General features: G+C 57.7%; 20 protein-coding genes. 18 read left to right on the top strand and 2 right to left on the bottom strand.

Translation table 11 applies throughout. The annotated features are described in order from the left end of the window. Positions 1-24: 24 nt before the first annotated feature. Positions 25-1,689, bottom strand: a complete 1,665-nt coding sequence (locus H8F21_RS26780; protein WP_203481750.1) for an electron transfer flavoprotein-ubiquinone oxidoreductase — start codon at positions 1,687-1,689, stop codon at positions 25-27. A 545-nt stretch (positions 1,690-2,234) separates the two neighbouring features. Here H8F21_RS26780 and H8F21_RS26785 point away from each other — a divergent pair. The 9 genes from H8F21_RS26785 to H8F21_RS26825 all read left to right on the top strand — a co-directional run bounded on the left by H8F21_RS26785 (position 2,235) and on the right by H8F21_RS26825 (position 9,174). After that, a complete protein-coding gene (locus tag H8F21_RS26785) occupies positions 2,235-2,984 on the top strand; it encodes an electron transfer flavoprotein subunit beta/FixA family protein (RefSeq protein WP_009396278.1) in 750 nt (249 codons plus the stop codon). Beyond that, the gene (locus H8F21_RS26790) at positions 2,985-3,914 is read left to right on the top strand and encodes an electron transfer flavoprotein subunit alpha/FixB family protein (RefSeq protein WP_203585677.1); all 930 of its coding nucleotides are present in this window, start codon (positions 2,985-2,987) and stop codon (positions 3,912-3,914) included. A 114-nt stretch (positions 3,915-4,028) separates the two neighbouring features. Then, entirely contained in the window at positions 4,029-4,853 is an 825-nt protein-coding gene (locus H8F21_RS26795) for a substrate-binding periplasmic protein (protein ID WP_236043241.1), read from the top strand. Between the two features lie 9 nt (positions 4,854-4,862). Further along, entirely contained in the window at positions 4,863-5,216 is a 354-nt protein-coding gene (locus H8F21_RS26800; protein ID WP_136477396.1) for a DUF4398 domain-containing protein, read from the top strand. A 14-nt stretch (positions 5,217-5,230) separates the two neighbouring features. Next, a complete protein-coding gene (locus H8F21_RS26805) occupies positions 5,231-6,022 on the top strand; it encodes an OmpA family protein (protein WP_203481783.1) in 792 nt (263 codons plus the stop codon). 200 nt (positions 6,023-6,222) lie between these two features. Beyond that, on the top strand, positions 6,223-7,668 hold the full coding sequence (locus H8F21_RS26810) for an aminotransferase-like domain-containing protein (protein ID WP_203481754.1): 1,446 nt from the start codon (positions 6,223-6,225) through the stop codon (positions 7,666-7,668). Positions 7,669-7,796: 128 nt separating this feature from the next. Further along, positions 7,797-8,153 (top strand): translation initiation factor 2, encoded by a 357-nt coding sequence (locus H8F21_RS26815; protein ID WP_328824407.1) that lies wholly within the window; start codon positions 7,797-7,799, stop codon positions 8,151-8,153. A gap of 128 nt (positions 8,154-8,281) precedes the next feature. Then, positions 8,282-8,536 (top strand): YkgJ family cysteine cluster protein, encoded by a 255-nt coding sequence (locus tag H8F21_RS26820; protein ID WP_203481757.1) that lies wholly within the window; start codon positions 8,282-8,284, stop codon positions 8,534-8,536. Between the two features lie 32 nt (positions 8,537-8,568). After that, positions 8,569-9,174 carry an START domain-containing protein gene (locus H8F21_RS26825; RefSeq protein WP_203585678.1) on the top strand — a complete coding sequence of 202 codons (606 nt, stop codon included), beginning with the start codon at positions 8,569-8,571 and terminating at the stop codon, positions 9,172-9,174. Between the two features lie 119 nt (positions 9,175-9,293). Here H8F21_RS26825 and gltA read toward each other — a convergent pair whose 3' ends face one another. Then, positions 9,294-10,583, bottom strand: coding sequence for a citrate synthase (gene gltA, locus H8F21_RS26830; protein ID WP_136477389.1), 1,290 nt, complete (start codon positions 10,581-10,583; stop codon positions 9,294-9,296). Positions 10,584-10,933: 350 nt separating this feature from the next. Here gltA and sdhC point away from each other — a divergent pair, with 350 nt between their 5' ends. From sdhC to sucD, 9 genes are all read left to right on the top strand, one after another. Next, positions 10,934-11,320: a succinate dehydrogenase, cytochrome b556 subunit gene (sdhC, locus tag H8F21_RS26835; RefSeq protein ID WP_203481762.1), complete on the top strand. Its 387-nt coding sequence runs from the start codon at positions 10,934-10,936 to the stop codon at positions 11,318-11,320. Further along, positions 11,314-11,682 (top strand): succinate dehydrogenase, hydrophobic membrane anchor protein, encoded by a 369-nt coding sequence (gene sdhD / locus H8F21_RS26840; protein ID WP_128324478.1) that lies wholly within the window; start codon positions 11,314-11,316, stop codon positions 11,680-11,682. The genes sdhC and sdhD overlap by 7 nt, the downstream gene beginning before the upstream one ends. Positions 11,683-11,685: 3 nt before the next feature. Continuing rightward, positions 11,686-13,458 carry a succinate dehydrogenase flavoprotein subunit gene (gene sdhA / locus H8F21_RS26845; protein WP_203481763.1) on the top strand — a complete coding sequence of 591 codons (1,773 nt, stop codon included), beginning with the start codon at positions 11,686-11,688 and terminating at the stop codon, positions 13,456-13,458. Between the two features lie 12 nt (positions 13,459-13,470). Further along, complete coding sequence (locus tag H8F21_RS26850) at positions 13,471-14,175, top strand: succinate dehydrogenase iron-sulfur subunit (protein WP_045188779.1); 705 nt, start codon at positions 13,471-13,473, stop codon at positions 14,173-14,175. 246 nt (positions 14,176-14,421) lie between these two features. Continuing rightward, positions 14,422-17,253: a 2-oxoglutarate dehydrogenase E1 component gene (locus tag H8F21_RS26855; protein ID WP_203481764.1), complete on the top strand. Its 2,832-nt coding sequence runs from the start codon at positions 14,422-14,424 to the stop codon at positions 17,251-17,253. A 42-nt stretch (positions 17,254-17,295) separates the two neighbouring features. Continuing rightward, a complete protein-coding gene (gene odhB, locus H8F21_RS26860) occupies positions 17,296-18,522 on the top strand; it encodes a 2-oxoglutarate dehydrogenase complex dihydrolipoyllysine-residue succinyltransferase (protein ID WP_203585679.1) in 1,227 nt (408 codons plus the stop codon). Between the two features lie 105 nt (positions 18,523-18,627). Then, positions 18,628-20,064, top strand: coding sequence for a dihydrolipoyl dehydrogenase (lpdA, locus tag H8F21_RS26865; protein ID WP_203481766.1), 1,437 nt, complete (start codon positions 18,628-18,630; stop codon positions 20,062-20,064). Between the two features lie 175 nt (positions 20,065-20,239). Further along, complete coding sequence (gene sucC / locus H8F21_RS26870) at positions 20,240-21,406, top strand: ADP-forming succinate--CoA ligase subunit beta (RefSeq protein WP_010224674.1); 1,167 nt, start codon at positions 20,240-20,242, stop codon at positions 21,404-21,406. Continuing rightward, complete coding sequence (sucD, locus tag H8F21_RS26875) at positions 21,406-22,290, top strand: succinate--CoA ligase subunit alpha (RefSeq protein ID WP_203585680.1); 885 nt, start codon at positions 21,406-21,408, stop codon at positions 22,288-22,290. The genes sucC and sucD overlap by 1 nt, the downstream gene beginning before the upstream one ends. Positions 22,291-22,427 lie beyond the last annotated feature (137 nt).

Below are 22,427 nucleotides of genomic sequence, written 5' to 3' on the forward strand. Positions count from 1 at the left end.
GGGGGCTTTTTGTTGGCTGCTGACTTACATGTTCGGGTAAGTCGGGCCACCAGCGCCTTCCGGCGTTACCCAAGTGATGTTCTGCGAAGGGTCCTTGATGTCACAGGTCTTGCAGTGCACGCAGTTCTGGGCGTTGATCTGGAAACGCTTGTTGCCGTCTTCCTGGGTCACTACCTCATACACTCCTGCCGGGCAGTAGCGCTGGGCGGGTTCGTCGTAGAGCGGCAGGTTGGTGCCGATCGGAATCCCAGCATCGGCCAGTTTCAGGTGGCACGGCTGCTCTTCTTCATGGTTGGTGCTGGAGAGGAATACCGAGCTGAGTTTGTCGAAGCTGAGCTTGCCGTCCGGCTTGGGGTAGTCGATTTTCTTCGAATCGGCGGCAAGCTTCAGGCAGGCGTAGTCCGGCTTGGTGTCGTGCAGAGTGAACGGCAGCTTGCCACCGAACCAGTTCTGGTCGAGGTAGTTGAACGCAGCACCGAGCATTGGACCGAACTTGTGCATTGCCGGGCCAAAGTTGCGGCTGGCGAACAGTTCGTCATGCAGCCAGCTGGCTTTGAAAGCCTCGACGTAGCTGTTGAGCTGATCGCCGCCTTCATTGCCGGCGAGCAATGCATCGGCCACCGCTTCAGCCGCCAGCATGCCGGATTTCATTGCGGTATGGCTGCCCTTGATCTTGGCCACGTTCATGGTGCCCAGGTCGCAGCCGATCAGGGCGCCGCCGGCGAAGACCATTTTCGGCAGCGAGTTCAGGCCGCCTTTGGCCAGGGCGCGAGCGCCGTAGCTGATGCGCTTGCCGCCTTCGAGGTACTGGCTGATCACCGGGTGGTGCTTGAGACGTTGGAATTCGTCGAACGGCGACAGGTAGGCATTGCTGTAGGACAGGTCGACGATCAGACCCACTACAACCTGGTTGTTTTCCAGATGATAGAGGAACGAGCCACCGGTGTTCTCCTTGGCCATTACATCCAACGGCCAGCCAGCGGTGTGCACAACCAGGCCTTGCTCGTGCTTGGCCGGATCGATTTCCCAGATTTCCTTCAAGCCGATGCCGTAGTGCTGAACGTCGGAGTCGCTGTCCAGGTTAAAGCGCTTGATCAGTTGCTTGCCCAAGTGGCCGCGGCACCCTTCTGCAAACAGGGTGTACTTGCCGCGCAGCTCCATGCCTGGGGTGTACAGGCCGTCTTTGGGATTGCCTTCACGGTCGACACCCAGGTCGCCAGTGATGATCCCGCGCACGACACCGTTTTCGTCGAACAGCGCTTCCTGGGCGGCGAAGCCTGGGTAGATTTCCACACCCAGGTTTTCGGCCTGCTGGGCCAGCCAGCGGCACAGGTTGCCCAGCGAAATGATGTAGTTGCCTTCGTTGTGCATGGTCTTGGGCACGAACAGGTCAGGAACCTTGACCGAGCTGCCGGCATCCTTTAGCACGTAGATGTCGTCGCGTTTGACTTCGGTGTTGAGCGGGGCGCCTAGTTCTTTCCAGTCCGGGAACAGTTCGTTCAGGGCGCGCGGTTCGAACACCGCGCCGGAAAGAATGTGGGCACCGACTTCCGAGCCTTTCTCGACCACGCAGACGCTGATTTCGTTACCGGCTTCGGCGGCCTTCTGCTTCAGTCGGCAGGCGGCGGACAGGCCAGCCGGGCCAGCGCCGACGATGACCACGTCGAATTCCATGTATTCGCGTTCCACAGGTTCTCTCCTACTCAAGGCTCATCGGTTTTTCTTTGTTGGCGGGTGTCAGGCGGTCATTATTCGGTACGCTTGAGCTGTAGCTCGAGTGCTGACGGACTACACCGCTTTCTCTTGGCCGCGCATTATATCTACACCACTGACGGGGTCCAATACAAACGTTTGTTTGAATTTGCCGCAGGCCAGTAAAATCAAAGACGCGCGGCGTGAATCTGGCCGGATTGCCGTATTGACCGGATTGGGCGTTACGGTCAAGATACGAGCGGTTTTGCGCTCGCCGTAGGCTGACCGCAGGATGCAGGTACACCCCTAAAAACCAGGCGAAAAGCAGGGCAGCAGGGCTTCGGCCCGCTTTGTAGTGGAGTTTACACGCCACGACAGAAAATGACCCATGGGTTTTGCTGCTACATGGTCGAATTGAGACTGCTGGGTCAGGGTTAAATTCTATCGGCTGCAATCGTTTTTAGAGGTGCCCTTGTACCCACGCGCAATCGCCGGGTTTGCCCCAGGCGACATTCTTTTCACCGGAGAGTAACGAGGAATCCATGAAGGTTCTTGTAGCTGTCAAACGAGTGGTCGACTATAACGTCAAGGTTCGCGTCAAGGCGGACAACTCCGGCGTCGACCTTGCTAACGTCAAGATGTCCATGAACCCCTTCTGCGAAATCGCCGTAGAAGAAGCCGTACGCCTGAAAGAAAAAGGCGTTGCCAGCGAGATCGTCGTCGTTACCGTCGGCCCTGCCACTGCCCAGGAGCAACTGCGTACTGCCCTGGCTCTGGGTGCTGATCGTGCGGTGCTGGTCGAGTCGGCAGAAGAGCTGACCTCGCTGGCCGTGGCCAAGCTGCTCAAGGCTGTCGTCGACAAGGAACAGCCTCAGTTGGTGATCCTTGGCAAGCAAGCCATCGACAGCGACAACAACCAGACCGGCCAGATGCTGGCTGCGCTGACTGGTTTCGCCCAGGGTACTTTCGCCTCCAAGGTTGAAGTCGCTGGCGACAAGGTCAACGTCACCCGTGAAATTGACGGCGGCCTGCAGACTGTAGCGCTGAACCTGCCTGCGATCGTCACCACCGACCTGCGCCTGAACGAGCCGCGCTACGCGTCGCTGCCGAACATCATGAAGGCCAAGAAGAAGCCGCTGGAAACCGTTACTCCAGACGCCCTGGGCGTTTCCACCGCCTCCACCAACAAGACCCTGAAAGTCGAAGCGCCAGCTGCACGCAGCGCGGGTATCAAGGTCAAGTCGGTTGCTGAACTGGTCGAGAAACTGAAGAACGAGGCGAAGGTAATCTAAATGACTATCCTGGTTATCGCTGAACACGAAAACGGTGCCGTAGCCCCGGCCACTCTGAACACTGTTGCTGCCGCCGCGAAAATCGGTGGTGATATCCACGTACTGGTCGCAGGCCAGAATGTGGGTGGTGTTGCTGAATCCGCCGCGAAAATCGCTGGTGTTGGCAAGGTGCTGGTCGCCGACAACGCTGCCTACGCGCATCAACTGCCAGAAAACGTCGCGCCACTGGTCGCCGAATTGGGCAAGGGCTACAGCCACGTACTGGCACCTGCCACCTCCAACGGCAAGAACATCCTGCCGCGCGTCGCCGCGCTGCTGGACGTTGACCAGATTTCCGAGATCATCGCGGTTGAATCGGCCGACACGTTCAAGCGTCCGATCTATGCCGGCAACGCCATTGCCACCGTGCAATCGAACGCTGCGGTCAAGGTCATCACTGTGCGCGCCACCGGTTTCGACGCCGTTGCTGCCGAAGGTGGTTCGGCTGCGGTCGAGGCTGTTGCTGCTGCTCACGACGCTGGCAAGTCGGCGTTCGTTGGTGAAGAACTGGCGAAGTCCGATCGTCCTGAACTGACTGCTGCCAAAATCGTCGTTTCCGGCGGTCGTGGCATGCAGAACGGCGACAACTTCAAGCATCTTTACGCACTGGCCGACAAGCTGGGCGCGGCAGTGGGTGCTTCGCGCGCCGCGGTCGACGCCGGTTTCGTACCGAACGACATGCAGGTCGGGCAGACCGGCAAGATCGTTGCGCCACAGCTGTACATCGCCGTCGGTATCTCCGGCGCGATCCAGCACCTGGCCGGCATGAAAGATTCCAAAGTGATCGTTGCGATCAACAAGGACGAAGAAGCGCCGATCTTCCAGATTGCCGATTACGGCCTGGTCGCTGACCTGTTCGAAGCAGTACCTGAGCTGGAGAAGCTGGTTTAATCCAGCCGCTTCACTTATAAAAGAGCCCGATCCATTCGGGCTGTGTGAGCCAGCCTTGCACAGCCCGGTCGATCGGGCTTTTTAATTCAGGGAAAAAAAGTAGGGAGTTGTTGCATGGGATGGCTTGGCCGAATGACCCCGGCACTGATGGTCGCTGCGCTGCTGACGCCATTGCAGGTTTGGGCGGTAGGTAAATGCGAGCGTCTGGTGGCCACTGGGAGTCCGGATGCTCCGCCTTATTCATGGCGCGACCCGCAAGACCCCAAGCACCTGATCGGCGCCAATGTCGACCTTTTCAAGCAAGTCGCCAGCGAACTGGGCCTGAAGGTTGAGGTGCTCGACAGTGGTACGCGCAGTGATGCGCTGGAAGAGGTGCGCAGCGGGCGCATGGACCTGCTGATTGATTCGCCTTTTGCGGTTGCCGAGCTCACTGCTGTGGATTACATCCACCCCTCGCTGCTGAGCAACGAGTATGTGGTCTGGACCCGCCACGATTCATCGGTTGTCTACGATACGTTGTCCGACCTGCAGCAATATCAGGGCAGTGTTTCGGAAAAAGCGCGCATGACCCCCGAATTCTCTGCCTATGCCAAGAGCCAGCTCAAGCTTGCGCCGGCGCAGAACCTGACCCAGGCCTTCCAGCAACTGTTGCTGGGCCAGGTCGACTACGTATTGGCCGGACGCTACGCCGGTATGGCAATGGCCCAAAGTCTGGGCATGAGCAATGCGTTGATCGCTCGCGGTTTACCTTTGGATCGACCAGGGCTGTATTTGGCGCTGTCGCACAATTCCGCGTGCAATGACGCTTGGTTGCGCGGACAACTGGCAAAAAAGCTGACAGAATTGCCGGCCTCCGGCGTGTCCCAGGCGGTACTGCAACGCAACGTCGAGCGCTGGAAGGCGCAGATGCAGGCACCGCTGGATGCCCCTAAACAGTAGGAAGATTGTGTGAGAATTCATTCACTATTTGCCGCCGTGGCGCTGCTGGCCCTGGCTGGATGTGCCAATGACCCGGCTCCTAATGAACAGTTGCGCCTCTCTGAGCAGGCACTGGCGCAAGCCAAGGCTGTCGGAGCGACCGATGAGGTGCCAGAGCTGAAGATGGCCGAAGACAAAATGGCCCGGGCTCAGGTCAACATGAGTAACGAATCCTATCGCGATGCGCGCATGCGCGCGGAGCAGGCCGAGCTCGATGCGCGCCTGGCCGAAGCGCGGGTGTTGACCAGCAAAAGTAAAGAGCAGCTCGATCTCCTGCAGTCACGGGTCAATCGCCTGCGTAAACAGTTGGGAGAGCAGCCGTGAATGCAATCAAACCTATGGTCGCCTTGCTGCTGGTCGGGCTCGTTGGCCTGCAGGGTTGTGCCAGCCAGCGCAGCGAGTCGGCGCTGGACGAGGCAGCGGCAAAATTCCAGACGGTCAAGGATGATTCCGATGTCTTGCGCAGTGCGCCGCGTGATGTCATTCGTGCCGGTGAGTCTCTGGCGCGGGCAGATCGCTTGTCCACTTATCTGGGAACAGGGTCGGATGTCCGGCACTATGCCTACTTGAGCCAGCGTTACAGTGATATCGCGCGTGAGCACAGCAACCTGGTACTCAATCAGGAGCGCCTGGCCAAGCTTGAGCTGGAGCGTCAGCGCCTGCAGTTGGCGTTGCGCGAAGCCAAGCTTGCCAGTGTCCAGCAGCAGGGCAAGTGGTTGGAGGCGCAGATCGTCAGTCTGGCGACCACCCAGAGTGATCGCGGGCTGGTCATGACACTGGGTGACGTGCTGTTTGATACCGGTCGTGCGGAGTTGAAAAACTCGGCCAATCGCACCGTCCTCAAGCTGGTGCAGTTCCTGCAACTCAACCCTAAGCGCGTTGTGCGCATAGAAGGGTATACCGACAGCACCGGCGCTTCGGACGACAACCTCAAGTTGTCCCGGGACCGTGCGCAGGCTGTCGCCGATATGCTGGTCGATCTTGGCGTGGACGAGAAGCGTATCCAGGTTGAAGGGTACGGCGACCAGTACCCGGTCGAGGCCAACGCTTCGGAGCGGGGTAGGGCGCAGAACCGCCGAGTGGAAATCGTTTTTTCCGACGAAAAGGGCAAGCTCGGCGCCGCACGCTGAAACCCTTGAAGAACCCGGTGAGCTTTCCCTCACCGGGTTTTTTTATGGGCGTGCGAAAGGAACAGCGGGGGCTGTCACGCAACTGTATTGTCGACTATTCTGCAATCTGTCCCCGTACACTTTGCAACTGTTCCGGTATTCTGGCTTGATATTCGAGTCATACAAAAATAACTACATCGTCTGCGTGTCGAGAACCGATCATGACCAACCTGCTGCTTTATCAGCGTATCGCCCAGCAACTGGCCGAAGATATTCGGCGTGGCGTCTACCAGCCGGGTGAGCGGGTGCCGTCAGTGCGAAAAATGAGTTCGCAGCTCAATGTCAGTCACGCCACGGTGCTGCAGGCATACGCGAACCTTGAGGATCAGGGGCTGATCCGTGCTCGTCCGCAGTCTGGTTATTACGTTCACCAGACGCCCGCATTGACTGCGCAGACCCCGGACATCGCCCGCGTTGAGCGTCCAGGTCTGGTCACGCGCAGCAGCATTATCCAGCAAGTATTGGCTGAAGCGCGGCGCGACGGTGTGTTTCCCTTCGGTGCTGCGGTGCCTCACGTTGACTATTTGCCGGTGCGAGCGCTGCACCAGCAGTTGGCCAAAGTCACCCGGTTTCACAGTCCTCGGGCCTTCAGCTATATGTTCAGCCCTGGGTTCGAGCCGCTACGCCGGCAGATCGCCATTCGTATGCGCGATGCAGGTGTGGTGGTCGACCCCAGCGAAGTGGTGGTAACTCACGGCTGTGTCGATGCGCTGCAGATGTCGCTGCGGGTGTTGACCAAGCCAGGTGACCTGATTGCTGCCGAATCGCCAACTTATTATGGTCTGTTGCAACTGGCCGATCTTCTCGGGCTTAAGGTCATCGAGATTCCAAGTGATCCATCCACAGGGATCAGCTTGGAGGCTTTGCAATTGGCGGCCAATCAGTGGCCGGTCAAGGCATTGGTGTTGACGTCCCGGTTGAGCAATCCGCTGGGTGGAACTATTCCTGAAGATCGGCAGAAGCAATTGCTGCGGCTGGCGTCGGATTTCGACATTCAGATCGTGGAAGACGACATTTACGGCGAACTGATGTTCGAGCAGGGCAAGACCAAGTCCCTCAAGGCATTCGATCGATTGGGCCGGGTGATCTATTGCTCAAGTTTCTCCAAGACGTTGTCGCCTGGGGTGCGCATCGGCTGGATGATCGCGGGCAAATACCAGGCGGAAATCCAGCGCTTGCAGACGTTCACAACACATTCCGCCTGCAGCGTTACCCAGATGGGTGTTGCCTCCTACCTGGAGAATGGAGGCTACGACCGACACTTGCGGTATATCCGACAGGAGTACCGGAAAAACCTCAGTGCCTATCAATTGGCGGTGCAGCAGCACTTTCCTGAAGGTACACAGATGACCCGACCAACAGGAGGCTTCATTCTGTGGGTCAGCCTGCCTGGTCGGGTCAATACCCAGGAGCTGCATGTGCGCGCGCTGCAGCAAGGCATCAGCATTGCACCCGGGCTGATTTTCAGTAATACCGAACAATTCAACCACTGTATTCGCCTGAACTGCGGTATTCCCTGGAATCGTGAGGCGGAGCGAGCCCTGATGACCCTGGGTATGTTGGCCAGCCAGCTGTGTCAGGAGTCGGGTGCGGCCAATTATTTCTAGGCTTGCCAGCCCTCTCGGGAACTAGGAGCATATGCATATTTTGCGGATGATGTTCGGTAACTATGAAAGCCTTGCCTCGGGTTGTCCTCCTTTGTCTGCTGGGGCTTATGCCTTGCGCCGGGGCTGTGATGGCCCAGACCCCGCCTGCTGACGGGGTCACGAAACACGCAAGCACTGCAACCAAAGCCAAGCCTGCCCACCATAAAGCGGTAAAGAAGGGCAAGACGGCTCCAGCGCCGTTACCAGAGGCAAAACTCGATCTGCGTTTACCGACTGAGATGGTCAAGGACCTCAAGCCGGTAACCCAGGATGCGGTGACCACGCCCAAGCCACTGCTGCCGTACCTGTTTGGCGAGAAGCCGCCTTCAGACAGCCCGTTCCAGCTCAACGGCAGGCTGCTTAGTAACGAAATGCAGCTGCAGTTGCGTAACGATGCCCGCCAGGATATCGAAGGTGCTGCAATCGAATTCGAGTTCCGCCAGTAGTTGCCGAACTGACTCGTTGGTCATGAATATCGGCGTGATTTTTCATCTTGCCAGCAATTTCAAACGATCGTTTAAGCGGGTACTATCCGGGTTCATTCATCATTTGCTGTACCGAGGATTCTGTTTTCATGAACTGTCGTGAAGGGTGCGGCGCTTGCTGCATCGCGCCGTCCATCAGCTCTCCGATTCCGGGTATGCCCAAGGGCAAGCCGGCCGGGGAGCGCTGTCTGCATCTGTCCGTCGTCAATCTTTGTGGGTTGTTCGGCAAGCCCGAGCGCCCTGCGGTGTGTGGCGGCTTCAAGGCCGATGTGGATGTCTGCGGCAGTGATCGCGATGATGCGATAAGAATTCTTGGGTGGTTGGAGCAAGTGACGGCAGCTTGAAACGCAGATCTTCGACAATAAGGAACAATACAATGGGATCGTTTAAGCGCATTGCAGTGGTTTTCGGGTTGAGCGCTATGCTCGCGCCTATGGTTCAGGCCGAAGATTGGAAGGTGGCCAAGGACGAAGACGGCATCAAGGTGTCCCTGGGCGAAGTTGCCGGTTCCGAATACAAGGCGTATCGCGGCGTGACGCTGATCAAAGCGCCATTGGCAAAAATCAAAGCGCTGCAGGAGGATGTCGTAGGTGCTTGCGCCTGGATTCACGAGTGCAAGTCGCAAAAGCTGCTCAAGACCGAGGGTGACCAGAGCTGGACCTACACTCAGTTCAACACCCCATGGCCGGTTACGCCGCGCGATTCCATTTTGCACGTCACCACCACCGAAGACGCCGATGGCAGCTTGACCCGCAAGCTTGAAGGGGTGCCCAAGTACCTGCCGGAAGAGAAAGGTTTCGTGCGAGTTTCCAAGGTCGAAGGCTTTTGGAAGTTGACGCCCAAGGACGGTGGAACCGAGGTGACCTACCAGGTTCACACAGAGCCAGGTGGTAGCGTGCCTTCAATGGTAGCGAACAAGTTCGTCGTGGATGCGCCGTTCAATACCTTGAAGGCGTTGAAGGCCAAGGCTGAGAAGCCGTAAGCTTTTGAGTACAGTTCAGGATTTTTGTAGCGATTTGGCAACTGTTTATATTAATGGCATTTTGCTCCAATAAAAAAGGCTGCCTCCGAGGGCAGCCTTTTTCGTGTTCGGCGCAGGGCTTACTTACGGTCTTCCAGCTTGACGATGTCGCGTTGCTCGTAGCCGGTGTACAGCTGGCGAGGACGGCCAATCTTGTACGGGCTGGAGAGCATTTCTTTCCAGTGCGAGATCCAGCCCACGGTACGTGCCAGGGCGAAGATCACGGTGAACATGCTGGTCGGTATGCCGATAGCCTTGAGGATGATCCCCGAGTAGAAGTCGACGTTCGGGTACAGCGAGCGTTCGATGAAGTAAGGATCGGTAAGGGCGATCTCTTCCAGGCGCATGGCCAGTTCCAGCTGCGGATCGTTCTTGATGCCCAGCTCGCGCAGGACTTCGTCGCAGGTCTGCTTCATCACGGTGGCACGTGGGTCGCGGTTTTTGTAAACGCGATGACCGAAGCCCATCAACTTGAACGGATCGTTCTTGTCCTTGGCCTTGGCGATGAACGTGTCGATGTTCGAGACATCGCCGATTTCATCGAGCATGGTCAGTACTGCTTCGTTGGCACCGCCGTGAGCAGGGCCCCAGAGAGCAGCGATGCCGGCAGCGATACAGGCGAACGGGTTGGCACCCGAGGAGCCGGCGAGGCGCACGGTGGACGTCGAGGCATTCTGTTCGTGGTCGGCGTGGAGGATGAAAATCTTGTCCATCGCCTTGGCCAGCACCGGGCTGATCGGTTTGATCTCGCACGGGGTGTTGAACATCATGTGCAGGAAGTTTTCTGCGTACGACAGGTCGTTGCGTGGGTACATCATGGGTTGACCCATGGAGTACTTGTAGACCATCGCTGCCAGGGTCGGCATCTTGGCGACCAGGCGGACCGCGGAAATTTCACGATGCTGCGGGTTATTGATGTCCAGCGAGTCATGGTAGAACGCCGAAAGTGCGCCAACCACGCCGCACATGACGGCCATTGGGTGGGCGTCGCGGCGGAAGCCATTGAAGAAGGACTTCAATTGCTCGTGCACCATGGTGTGATTTTTCACGGTGCTGACGAACTGGGCCTTTTGCTCGGCATTCGGCAGTTCGCCGTTGAGCAGCAGGTAACAGGTCTCGAGGTAATCGGATTGTTCGGCAAGTTGCTCGATTGGATAGCCGCGATGCAGCAGGATACCCTTGTCGCCGTCGATATAAGTGATCTTCGACTCGCAGGATGCGGTCGCCATGAAACCAGGGTCGAAAGTGAAGTGACCCGTGGCCCCCAACCCTCTAACGTCGATAACATCGGGACCAACGGTGCCGGTTAAAATGGGCAGCTCGACGGGGGCTGCGCCCTCGATGACCAACTGCGCTTTTTTGTCAGCCATGTGGCCTCCTATTAATGCTTGAAATCATCAGACAGACCCCCCACGCAGGGCCCGCACCACTATAGTGAGATAAATTCGAATGTCAATTTGCCTAAAGCACGGTTGTATTGGGGCTTTGGCGTGGTTTTTCCTCGAAATTGCCGCCCGTTTACGCCTTTTATCAGCTAAAGGCAATGCGCTATTTGGGCTAGGGGCTTGCGTTGTCATTAGTAGCCTAACTGTCTATAATCGGCACCCGACCGCCAGGGGCTTGCAAGCCCGTGTTGCTGGGGTCGTCACTCCCTGGGTGGTGGGTACCTGACCAGTACACTTACCAACAACTTTGCCCTGCTTGCTAGGGGCTCTTCAGTGTGAAAAAAGCCGTGAAAAGCCAACGACCTGTAAACCTAGACCTAAGGACCATCAAACTCCCCATTACCGGCGTTACGTCATTTCTTCACCGTGTTTCCGGCATCATCCTCTTCCTGGGCCTGGCCATCATGCTTTATGCATTGGGTCAATCCCTGGCTTCCGAGGAAGGTTTTGCCGAGGTGAAGGCGTGCTTGACCAGTCCGCTGGCCAAATTCGTTGCATGGGGCCTCCTGTCCGCTTTGCTGTATCACTTGGTAGCCGGTGTGCGCCACTTGATCATGGACATGGGCATCGGTGAAACGCTGGAAGGCGGAAGACTGGGCTCGAAAATCATCATCGCCATTTCTGTGGTGCTGATCGTGCTGGCAGGAGTTTGGATATGGTAACCAACGTCACGAACCTCTCGCGTTCGGGCCTCTATGACTGGATGGCGCAGCGTGTTTCTGCGGTCGTTCTCGCGGCTTATTTCATTTTCCTGATCGGATACCTCGCCGCGCACCCGGGCATCGACTATGCCCAGTGGCACGGTCTGTTCTCCAACAACGCGATGCGTATTTTCAGTCTGCTGGCACTCGTTGCCCTGGGCGCTCACGCCTGGGTCGGCATGTGGACCATTGCTACCGACTACCTGACGCCGATGGCGCTGGGCAAGTCGGCGACTGCTGTACGTTTCCTGTTCCAGGCGGTATGTGGTGTCGCGATGTTTGCGTACTTCGTCTGGGGTGTGCAGATTCTCTGGGGTATCTGATTCATGGCTAACATTCCTACGATTTCATTCGACGCCATCATTGTTGGTGGCGGCGGTGCCGGCATGCGCGCTGCGCTGCAGCTGGCTCAGGGCGGTCACAAGACTGCCGTGATCACCAAGGTCTTCCCGACCCGTTCGCACACTGTATCGGCACAAGGTGGCATCACCTGCGCCATCGCTTCGGCCGACCCGAACGATGACTGGCGCTGGCACATGTACGATACCGTCAAGGGCTCCGACTATATCGGTGACCAGGACGCTATCGAATACATGTGTCAGGAAGGCCCGGCTGCGGTCTTCGAACTGGACCACATGGGTCTGCCGTTCTCGCGTACCGAAACCGGCCGTATCTACCAGCGTCCATTCGGTGGTCAGTCCAAGGACTTCGGTAAAGGTGGCCAGGCTGCCCGTACCTGTGCCGCATCCGACCGTACCGGTCACGCATTGCTGCACACCCTGTACCAGGGCAACCTGAAGGCAGGCACTACGTTCCTGAACGAGTACTATGCGGTTGACCTGGTGAAAAACCAGGAAGGCGCGTTCGTCGGTGTGATTGCAATCTGCATCGAAACCGGCGAAACCCTGTACATCAAAGCCAAGGCCACCGTATTGGCTACCGGCGGTGCAGGTCGTATCTACTCGTCCACCACCAACGCCCTGATCAACACCGGTGACGGTATCGGCATGGCCCTGCGTGCAGGCGTTCCGGTCCAGGACATCGAGATGTGGCAGTTCCACCCGACCGGTATCGCCGGCGCTGGTGTACTGGTTACTGAAGGTTGCCGTGGTGAAGGTGGATACCTGATCAACAAGCACGGCGAGCGTTTCATGGAGCGTTATGCGCCCAACGCCAAAGACCTTGCAGGTCGCGACGTTGTGGCCCGTTCCATGGTTAAAGAGATCATCGCCGGCAACGGTTGTGGCCCTAACGGCGACCACGTGATGCTCAAGCTTGATCACCTGGGTGAAGAAGTACTGCACAGCCGCCTGCCAGGTATCTGTGAGCTGTCCAAGACCTTCGCTCACGTCGACCCTGTCGTCGCTCCGGTTCCTGTTGTTCCAACCTGCCACTACATGATGGGCGGCGTCGCCACCAACATTCATGGTCAGGCGATGACCCAGGACGCCGACGGCGTAGACCAGATCATTCCTGGTCTGTTCGCGGTAGGTGAAGTAGCGTGCGTATCGGTTCACGGTGCAAACCGCCTGGGCGGCAACTCGCTGCTCGACCTAGTTGTTTTCGGTCGTGCTGCTGGTCTGCACCTGGAAAAAGCGCTGAGCGACGGTATCGAGTACCTTGACGCCAGCGACACCGACATTGATGTTGCCCTGAGCCGTTTGAACAAGCTCAACGAGCGCAACACTGGCGAAGACGTGGCTACCTTGCGTCGCGAGCTGCAAAGCTGCATGCAGAACTACTTCGGTGTATTCCGTACTGGCGAATACATGCAGAAGGGTATCGAGCAGCTGGCCCAACTGCGTGAGCGCATTGCCAACGTCAAGATCAACGACAAGTCCCAGGCCTTCAACACCGCGCGTATCGAAGCGCTGGAGCTGCAGAACCTGCTGGAAGTTGCTGAAGCCACTGCAATCGCTGCAGAAGTTCGTAAAGAGTCCCGCGGTGCTCATGCCCGTGAAGACTTTGAAGACCGTGACGACGAAAACTGGCTGTGCCATACCCTGTACTTCCCGGGCGAGAAGCGTGTTACCAAGCGCGCCGTTAACTTCGCACCGAAAACCGTACCGGCGTTCGAGCCAAAAGTCCGGACTTACTAAGGGGTGGTCGCTATGTTGCAAGTCGAAGTCTATCGTTACAACCCCGATACCGACTCTGCGCCGAAAATGCAGACGTTCCAGGTCGATACCGGTGGCAAAGACCTGATGGTGCTGGATGTCTTGGCACTGATCAAAGAACAGGATGAAGGTTTCTCGTATCGTCGTTCTTGCCGCGAAGGTGTTTGCGGCTCCGACGGTATGAACATCAACGGCAAGAATGGTCTGGCCTGCATCACGCCGCTGTCGGCCGTGGTCAAGCGCAACAAGCTGATCATCCGCCCGCTGCCTGGATTGCCGGTCATTCGTGACCTGGTCGTTGATATGAGCATCTTCTACAAGCAGTACGAGAAGGTGAAGCCATTCCTGCAGAACGACACGCCGGCTCCGGCCATCGAGCGTCTGCAGTCGCCGGAAGAGCGTGAAAAGCTGGACGGTCTGTACGAGTGCATCCTGTGCGCTTGCTGCTCGACTTCCTGCCCATCGTTCTGGTGGAACCCTGACAAGTTCCTCGGTCCAGCTGCACTGCTGCAGGCCTATCGTTTCCTGGCCGACAGCCGTGACACCAAGACCCAGGAGCGTCTGGCTTCGCTGGACGATCCGTTCAGCGTATTCCGTTGCCGCGGAATCATGAACTGCGTAAACGTTTGCCCTAAAGGTCTGAACCCGACCAAGGCAATCGGTCACGTACGTAACATGTTGCTGCAAAGCGGTACCTGATTTTAAAAGTGTTGTACCCGTAGCACGCCGAGGTGCGGGCCCTTGCCCGCACCAAGGTGAAACCCGAGCGAAGGCCCAAAAAGCCCAAGCTTTTACCTATGAAGATATGAGACCAGCAGGGGCTTCCGGGCTGGTACCCGGAAAATCTGTGAGATTCTTGGTGGCTTGGTTCGGTCGCTGCATTCGGACTTTTCCAGGCGCGCTGTGGTTCTCGCCGATCCGTCCCCTAATCGAGGGTGACCAAGCATGCAAGAAAGCGTGATGCAGCGCATGTGGGAAAGCGCCCACCTTTCAGGTGGTAACGCTGCATATGTGGAAGAGCTCTACGAGCTCTACCTGCACGACCCTAACGCTGTGCCAGAAGAGTGGCGCACTTACTTCCAGAAGTTGCCCGCCGAAGGCAGCACCGCTACCGATGTATCGCACTCGACAATCCGCGACCATTTCGTACTGCTGGCAAAGAACCAGCGCCGCGCCCAGCCGGTTTCCGCCGGAAGCGTGAGCAGTGAACACGAGAAGAAGCAGGTTGAAGTACTGCGACTGATCCAGGCCTACCGTATGCGCGGCCACCAGGCTGCCAAGCTTGACCCCCTGGGGTTGTGGCAGCGCCCTGCGCCAGTAGACCTGTCGATCAATCACTACGGCTTGACCAATGCCGATCTTGATACGACCTTCCGTGCCGGCGACCTGTTCATCGGCAAAGAGGAAGCGAGCCTACGCGAAATTTTCGACGCTTTGCAGCAGACATATTGCCGCACCATTGGCGCCGAGTTTACCCACATCGTCGATTCCGAGCAGCGCAGCTGGTTCCAGCAGCGTCTGGAGAGCGTTCGTGGTCGCCCGGCAGTCTCTGCGGATGTCCAGAGTCACCTGCTTGAGCGCGTAACGGCAGCAGAAGGCCTGGAGAAATACCTGGGCACCAAATACCCGGGCACCAAGCGGTTCGGCCTGGAAGGTGGTGAAAGCCTTATTCCAATGCTGGACGAGCTGATTCAGCGTTCCGGTTCCTACGGTACTAAAGAAGTTGTTATCGGCATGGCCCACCGTGGCCGTCTGAACGTGCTGGTAAACACCTTCGGCAAGAACCCGCGCGACCTGTTCGATGAGTTCGAAGGCAAGAAAAAGGTCGAACTCGGTTCCGGTGACGTTAAGTATCACCAGGGCTTCTCGTCCAACGTTATGACCGCTGGCGGTGAAGTTCACCTGGCCATGGCGTTCAACCCTTCGCACCTGGAAATTGTCTCGCCAGTGGTTGAAGGTTCGGTACGCGCCCGTCAGGACCGTCGTAACGACAGCGTTGGTGACAAGGTTCTGCCGATCTCGCTGCACGGTGATGCTGCATTCGCCGGTCAGGGCGTGGTCATGGAAACCTTCCAGATGTCGCAGACCCGCGGTTTCAAGACCGGCGGTACCGTGCACATCGTGATCAACAACCAGGTTGGTTTCACCATCAGCAACCCGTTGGACTCGCGTTCCACCGAGTACGCCACCGACGTTGCCAAGATGATTCAGGCGCCAATCCTGCACGTCAACGGTGATGATCCGGAAGCAGTACTGTTCGTGACCCAGTTGGCCGTCGATTACCGCATGCAGTTCAAGCGTGACGTGGTTATCGACCTGGTCTGCTACCGTCGTCGTGGTCACAACGAGGCCGACGAGCCGAACGGCACCCAGCCGTTGATGTACCAGCAGATCGCCAAGCAGCGCACCACTCGCGAGCTTTACGCCGAAAGCCTGATCCAGGCTGGTCGATTGGATGCCGAGCGCGTCCAGGCCAAGGTTGACGAGTACCGCAATGCGCTGGACAACGGCCTGCATGTAGTGAAGAGCCTGGTCAAAGAGCCGAACAAAGAGCTGTTCGTCGACTGGCGTCCGTATCTGGGCCACGCCTGGACTGCGCGTCACGACACTCGCTTCGATCTGAAGACCCTGCAGGAACTGTCGGCCAAGCTGCTGGAACTGCCAGAAGGCTTCGTGGTTCAGCGTCAGGTTTCGAAGATCTACGAAGATCGCCAGAAGATGCAGGCCGGTGGCTTGCCAATCAACTGGGGCTACGCCGAAACCATGGCTTACGCCACCCTGGCATTCGAAGGTCACCCGATTCGCATGACGGGCCAGGATATCGGTCGCGGCACCTTCTCTCACCGCCATGCGGTGTTGCACAACCAGAAGGACGCCAGCACTTATATCCCGCTGCAGAACCTGTACAAGGGCCAGCCACGATTCGACCTGTACGATTCGTTCCTGTCCGAAGAAGCGGTCCTGGCTTTCGAATACGGTTACTCGACTACCCAGCCAAACGCGCTGGTTATCTGGGAAGCTCAGTTTGGCGACTTCGCCAACGGTGCCCAAGTAGTTGTCGACCAGTTCATCACCAGTGGCGAGCACAAGTGGGGCCGTCTGTGCGGTCTGACCATGCTGCTGCCTCACGGTTATGAAGGGCAGGGGCCAGAGCACTCCTCGGCACGTCTGGAGCGTTACCTGCAGCTGTGCGCTGAGCACAACGTTCAGGTTTGCGTACCAACTACGCCGGCTCAGATCTACCACCTGCTGCGTCGTCAGGTTATTCGTCCGCTGCGCAAGCCGCTGATCGTTCTGACACCAAAGTCGCTGTTGCGCCACAAGCTGGCCATCTCGACGTTGGAAGATCTCGCCGAAGGCTCGTTCCAGACTGTGATCCCGGAAATCGATACCCTCGATCCGAAAAACGTCACTCGCCTGGTCCTGTGCAGCGGCAAGGTCTACTACGATCTGCTGGAAAAACGTCGCGCCGAAGGCCGTGAAGACATCGCTATCGTGCGTATCGAGCAACTGTATCCGTTCCCTGAGGACGATCTGGTCGAGATCCTCGCGCCGTACACCAATCTCAAGGATGTGGTGTGGTGCCAGGAAGAGCCGATGAACCAGGGCGCTTGGTACAGCAGCCAGCACCACATGCGTCGTATCCTGACCCGCCACAATAAAGAGCTGGTTCTGGAATACGCCGGTCGTGATGCTTCGGCAGCGCCTGCTTGTGGTTACGCTTCGATGCACGCCGAGCAGCAGGAAAAACTGCTGCAAGATGCCTTCACTGTTTAATGCCATCGCGCACTAGAAACCGAATTTAAGGAACCACTGATAATGGCTATCGAGATCAAAGCCCCTACTTTCCCGGAATCGGTTGCCGATGGCACCGTTGCCACTTGGCACAAGCAACCGGGTGAAGCCGTCAAGCGTGACGAGCTGATCGTCGACATCGAGACCGACAAAGTCGTTCTGGAAGTCCTGGCAACTGCCGACGGCGTACTGGGCGCTATCGTCAAGGGCGAGGGCGAAACCGTCCTGTCCGACGAAGTCCTGGGTTCGATCGAAGAAGGTGGTGTTGCTGCCGCTGCTCCAGCCGCTGCCGCTGCCGCTGCACCTGCACAGGCTTCTGCTGCTCCTGCCGCGGCTTCGGACGAAGACGCCATTGGCGCTCCAGCTGCCCGCAAGCTGGCCGAAGAAAACGGCATCGCGTTGAACAGCGTGAAGGGCACCGGTAAAGACGGTCGCATCACCAAGGAAGACGTAGTTGCTGCCATCGAAGCGAAGAAAAACGCTCCGGCTGCCGCTCCTGCTGCCAAGCCTGCCGCCGCCGCCGCTGCGCCGATCGTTGCTACTGGCGATCGTACCGAGAAGCGCGTGCCGATGACCCGTGTACGTGCAACCGTGGCCAAGCGCCTGGTTGAAGCACAGTCGAACATGGCCATGCTGACCACCTTCAACGAAGTCGACATGACCGAAGTCATGGCGCTGCGTTCGAAGTACAAGGATCTGTTCGAGAAGAGCCACAACGGCGTACGCCTGGGCTTCATGTCGTTCTTCGTCAAGGCAGCTACCGAAGCACTGAAACGCTTCCCGGCTGTCAACGCCTCGATCGACGGTTCTGACATCGTCTACCACGGTTATGCGGACGTCGGCGTTGCCGTCTCCAGCGACCGTGGTCTGGTGGTTCCGGTTCTGCGTAACGCCGAACTGATGAGCCTGGCTGAAATCGAAAATGGCATCGCCACCTTCGGCAAGAAGGCACGTGACGGTAAGCTGTCGATCGACGAAATGACCGGTGGTACTTTCACCATCACCAATGGTGGTACCTTCGGTTCGATGATGTCGACTCCAATCGTCAACCCGCCACAGGCTGCTATCCTGGGCATGCACAACATCATCCAGCGTCCTATGGCCGTTAACGGTCAGGTCGTTATCCGTCCGATGATGTACCTGGCACTGTCCTACGATCACCGCCTGATCGACGGTAAAGAGGCAGTGACCTTCCTGGTGACCATCAAGAACCTGCTGGAAGACCCAGCTCGTCTGCTGCTGGATATCTGATTGAGCAGCTGCAAGCTGCAGGCTACAAGCGCCAAGCCTGTAAGGTATGCGCTTTAGCCTGTGGCTTGCAGCTTACTGCTTGCCGCTTGAAAGAGGATTTTTTGAATGTCGCAAAAATTTGACGTTGTGGTGATTGGTGCAGGTCCTGGCGGCTACGTAGCTGCCATCAAGGCTGCGCAACTCGGTCTGAGCACTGCCTGTATCGAGAAGTACACTGACGGTGAGGGCAAACTGGCCCTTGGCGGCACCTGCTTGAACGTGGGTTGCATTCCGTCCAAGGCGCTGCTGGACAGCTCCTGGAAGTACAAGGAAGCCAAAGAAAGCTTCAACGTCCACGGCATCTCCACCGGCGAAGTCAAAATGGACGTCGCTGCGATGGTTGGCCGTAAAGCTGGCATCGTCAAGAACCTGACCGGCGGTGTTGCCACCCTGTTCAAGGCTAACGGCGTTACTTCGATCCAGGGTCACGGCAAGCTGCTGGCTGGCAAGAAAGTCGAAGTCACCAAGGCTGATGGCACCACTGAAATCATCGAAGCCGAGAACGTAATCCTGGCTTCCGGCTCGCGTCCGATCGACATTCCGCCGGCGCCAGTCGACCAGAACGTTATCGTCGACTCCACCGGTGCTTTGGAATTCCAAGCCGTACCTAAGCGCCTGGGTGTTATCGGTGCCGGTGTTATCGGTCTGGAGCTGGGTTCGGTCTGGGCTCGTCTGGGTGCAGAAGTTACTGTCCTGGAAGCGCTGGACACCTTCCTGATGGCTGCTGATGCTGCCGTTTCCAAGGAAGCGCTGAAAACCCTGACCAAGCAGGGTCTGGACATCAAGCTGGGCGCTCGCGTTACCGGCTCCAAGGTCAACGGCGAAGAAGTCGAAGTGACCTATACCGATGCCAACGGCGAGCAGAAGATCACCTTCGACAAGCTGATCGTTGCGGTCGGCCGTCGTCCAGTGACCACTGATCTGCTGGCAGCTGACAGCGGCGTAACCATCGATGAGCGTGGTTTCGTTTTTGTTGATGATCATTGTGCGACCAGCGTACCGGGCGTTTTCGCCATCGGCGACGTCGTTCGTGGCATGATGCTGGCCCATAAAGCCTCGGAAGAGGGCATCATGGTTGTCGAGCGCATCAAGGGCCACAAAGCCCAGATGAACTACGACCTGATTCCATCGGTTATCTACACTCACCCGGAAATCGCGTGGGTAGGTAAAACCGAACAGTCCTTGAAGGCTGAAGGCGTTGAGGTTAACGTGGGCACCTTCCCGTTCGCGGCCAGCGGCCGTGCGATGGCTGCCAACGATACCGGTGGTTTCGTCAAGGTTATCGCCGATGCCAAGACCGACCGTGTTCTGGGTGTACATGTAATTGGCCCATCGGCTGCCGAACTCGTGCAGCAGGGTGCAATCGCAATGGAATTCGGCACCAGCGCCGAAGACCTGGGCATGATGGTTTTCTCCCATCCGACCCTGTCCGAAGCGCTGCATGAAGCCGCACTGGCAGTGAATGGCGGTGCCATTCACGTAGCCAACCGTAAGAAGCGTTAAACAATAAGAAACCACGGCGGGTGGCCCGTCGTGAGTCTTGCGTGCATGACTCACCGCGGAAAGTCCGCCGGACTCGAACTCCCGGAGCATACCGGGGGCATGTGGTCACAGGTGGCGCGGCACTCCAAAAGAGCGCAGCGCCGAAGCGCAGTACCTAACGAAGACGGTAAAAAGCATGAATCTTCACGAGTATCAGGGTAAGCAGCTGTTCGCTGAATACGGCCTGCCAGTTTCCAAGGGTTTCGCAGTCGACACCCCAGAAGCTGCCGCAGAAGCCTGCGACAAAATCGGTGGCACCGAGTGGGTTGTCAAAGCCCAGGTTCACGCCGGTGGTCGCGGTAAAGCGGGCGGCGTCAAGCTGGTTCGCAGCAAAGAAGACGCCAAGGCGTTCGCTGCGCAGTGGTTGGGCAAGCGTCTGGTAACCTACCAGACCGACGCCAACGGTCAGCCAGTGACCAAGATCCTGGTTGAATCCTGCACTGACATCGCCAAAGAGCTGTACCTGGGCGCTGTAGTAGATCGTTCGAGCCGTCGTATCGTATTCATGGCCTCCACCGAAGGTGGCGTGGATATCGAGAAAGTCGCTCACGAGACTCCTGAGAAGATCATCAAGGCTACTATCGATCCACTGGTTGGCGCTCAGCCATTCCAAGGTCGTGAACTGGCTTTCCAGTTGGGTCTGGAAGGCAAGCAAGTTGCACAGTTCGCCAAGATTTTCGTCGGCCTGGCCAAGCTGTTCAAAGAACACGACCTGGCCCTGCTGGAAGTAAACCCGCTGGTCATCAAGGCCGACGGCGACCTGCACTGCCTCGATGCCAAGATCAACATCGACGCAAACGCCATGTACCGTCAGCCTAAGCTGAAAACCTTCCACGACCCGTCGCAAGACGATCCTCGTGAAGCTCACGCTGCCAGCTTCGAGCTGAACTACGTGGCCCTGGAAGGCAACATCGGCTGCATGGTCAACGGTGCTGGCCTGGCCATGGGTACCATGGACATCGTCAACCTGCACGGCGGCAAGCCAGCCAACTTCCTCGACGTAGGTGGTGGTGCTACCAAAGAGCGCGTTACCGAAGCCTTCAAGATCATTCTGTCCGACAGCAATGTCGCGGCCGTACTGGTCAACATCTTCGGCGGCATCGTTCGTTGCGACATGATTGCCGAAGGCATCATCGGCGCTGTGAAAGAAGTCGGCGTTAAGGTACCGGTTGTTGTTCGCCTGGAAGGCAACAACGCTGAACTGGGTGCTAAAGTACTGGCAGAAAGCGGTTTGAACATCATTGCTGCAACCAGCCTGACCGACGCTGCTCAACAAGTTGTCAAAGCTGCGGAGGGCAAGTAATGAGCGTCCTGATCAATAAAGACACCAAAGTTATCTGCCAGGGCTTCACCGGCTCGCAGGGTACTTTCCACTCCGAACAAGCCATTGCCTACGGCACCAAGATGGTTGGCGGCGTGACTCCAGGCAAAGGCGGCACCACTCACCTGGGCCTGCCAGTGTTCAACACCGTCAAGGAAGCCGTTGAGGCTACCGGTGCTGATGCTTCGGTTATCTACGTTCCGGCTCCTTTCTGCAAAGATTCGATCCTGGAAGCTGCGTTCGGCGGTATCAAGCTGATCGTCTGCATCACCGAAGGCATTCCTACCCTGGACATGCTGGATGCCAAGGTCAAGTGCGACGAGCTGGGTGCTACCCTGATCGGCCCTAACTGCCCAGGCGTCATCACTCCGGGCGAGTGCAAGATCGGCATCATGCCAGGTCACATTCACTTGCCAGGCAAGGTCGGCATCGTTTCCCGTTCCGGCACCCTGACCTATGAAGCGGTCAAGCAGACTACTGACGCCGGTTTCGGTCAGTCCACCTGCGTTGGAATCGGTGGTGACCCGATCCCGGGTTCGAACTTCATCGACATCCTGAAGCTGTTCCAGGAAGACCCGAAGACCGAGGCGATCGTCATGATCGGCGAGATCGGCGGTTCGGCTGAAGAAGAAGCTGCTGCCTACATCAAGGCTAACGTGACCAAGCCTGTGGTTTCCTACATCGCTGGTGTTACCGCTCCTGCGGGTAAGCGTATGGGTCACGCCGGTGCAATCATCTCCGGCGGCAAGGGCACTGCAGACGAGAAATTCGCTGCGCTGCAAGACGCTGGTGTGAAAACCGTGCGTTCGCTGGCAGACATCGGCAAGGCCCTGGCCGAGCTGACAGGCTGGGAAGCCAAGAAGTAATAGCTTCTCAGTGTCTAGTCCTGAAGTAGGTTTACACCTTTTCAGGTAGGCCACCAGGCCTCAAAACGCCCGATGCACCGCATCGGGCGTTTTGTTTTTCAGGGCCATATGGGGCCGCTCTGTGTTGTAGATCTGCA

It is taken from the genome of Pseudomonas arcuscaelestis, assembly GCF_016881005.1.
In the GTDB taxonomy this organism is placed as follows: Bacteria; Pseudomonadota; Gammaproteobacteria; order Pseudomonadales; family Pseudomonadaceae; genus Aquipseudomonas; species Aquipseudomonas arcuscaelestis.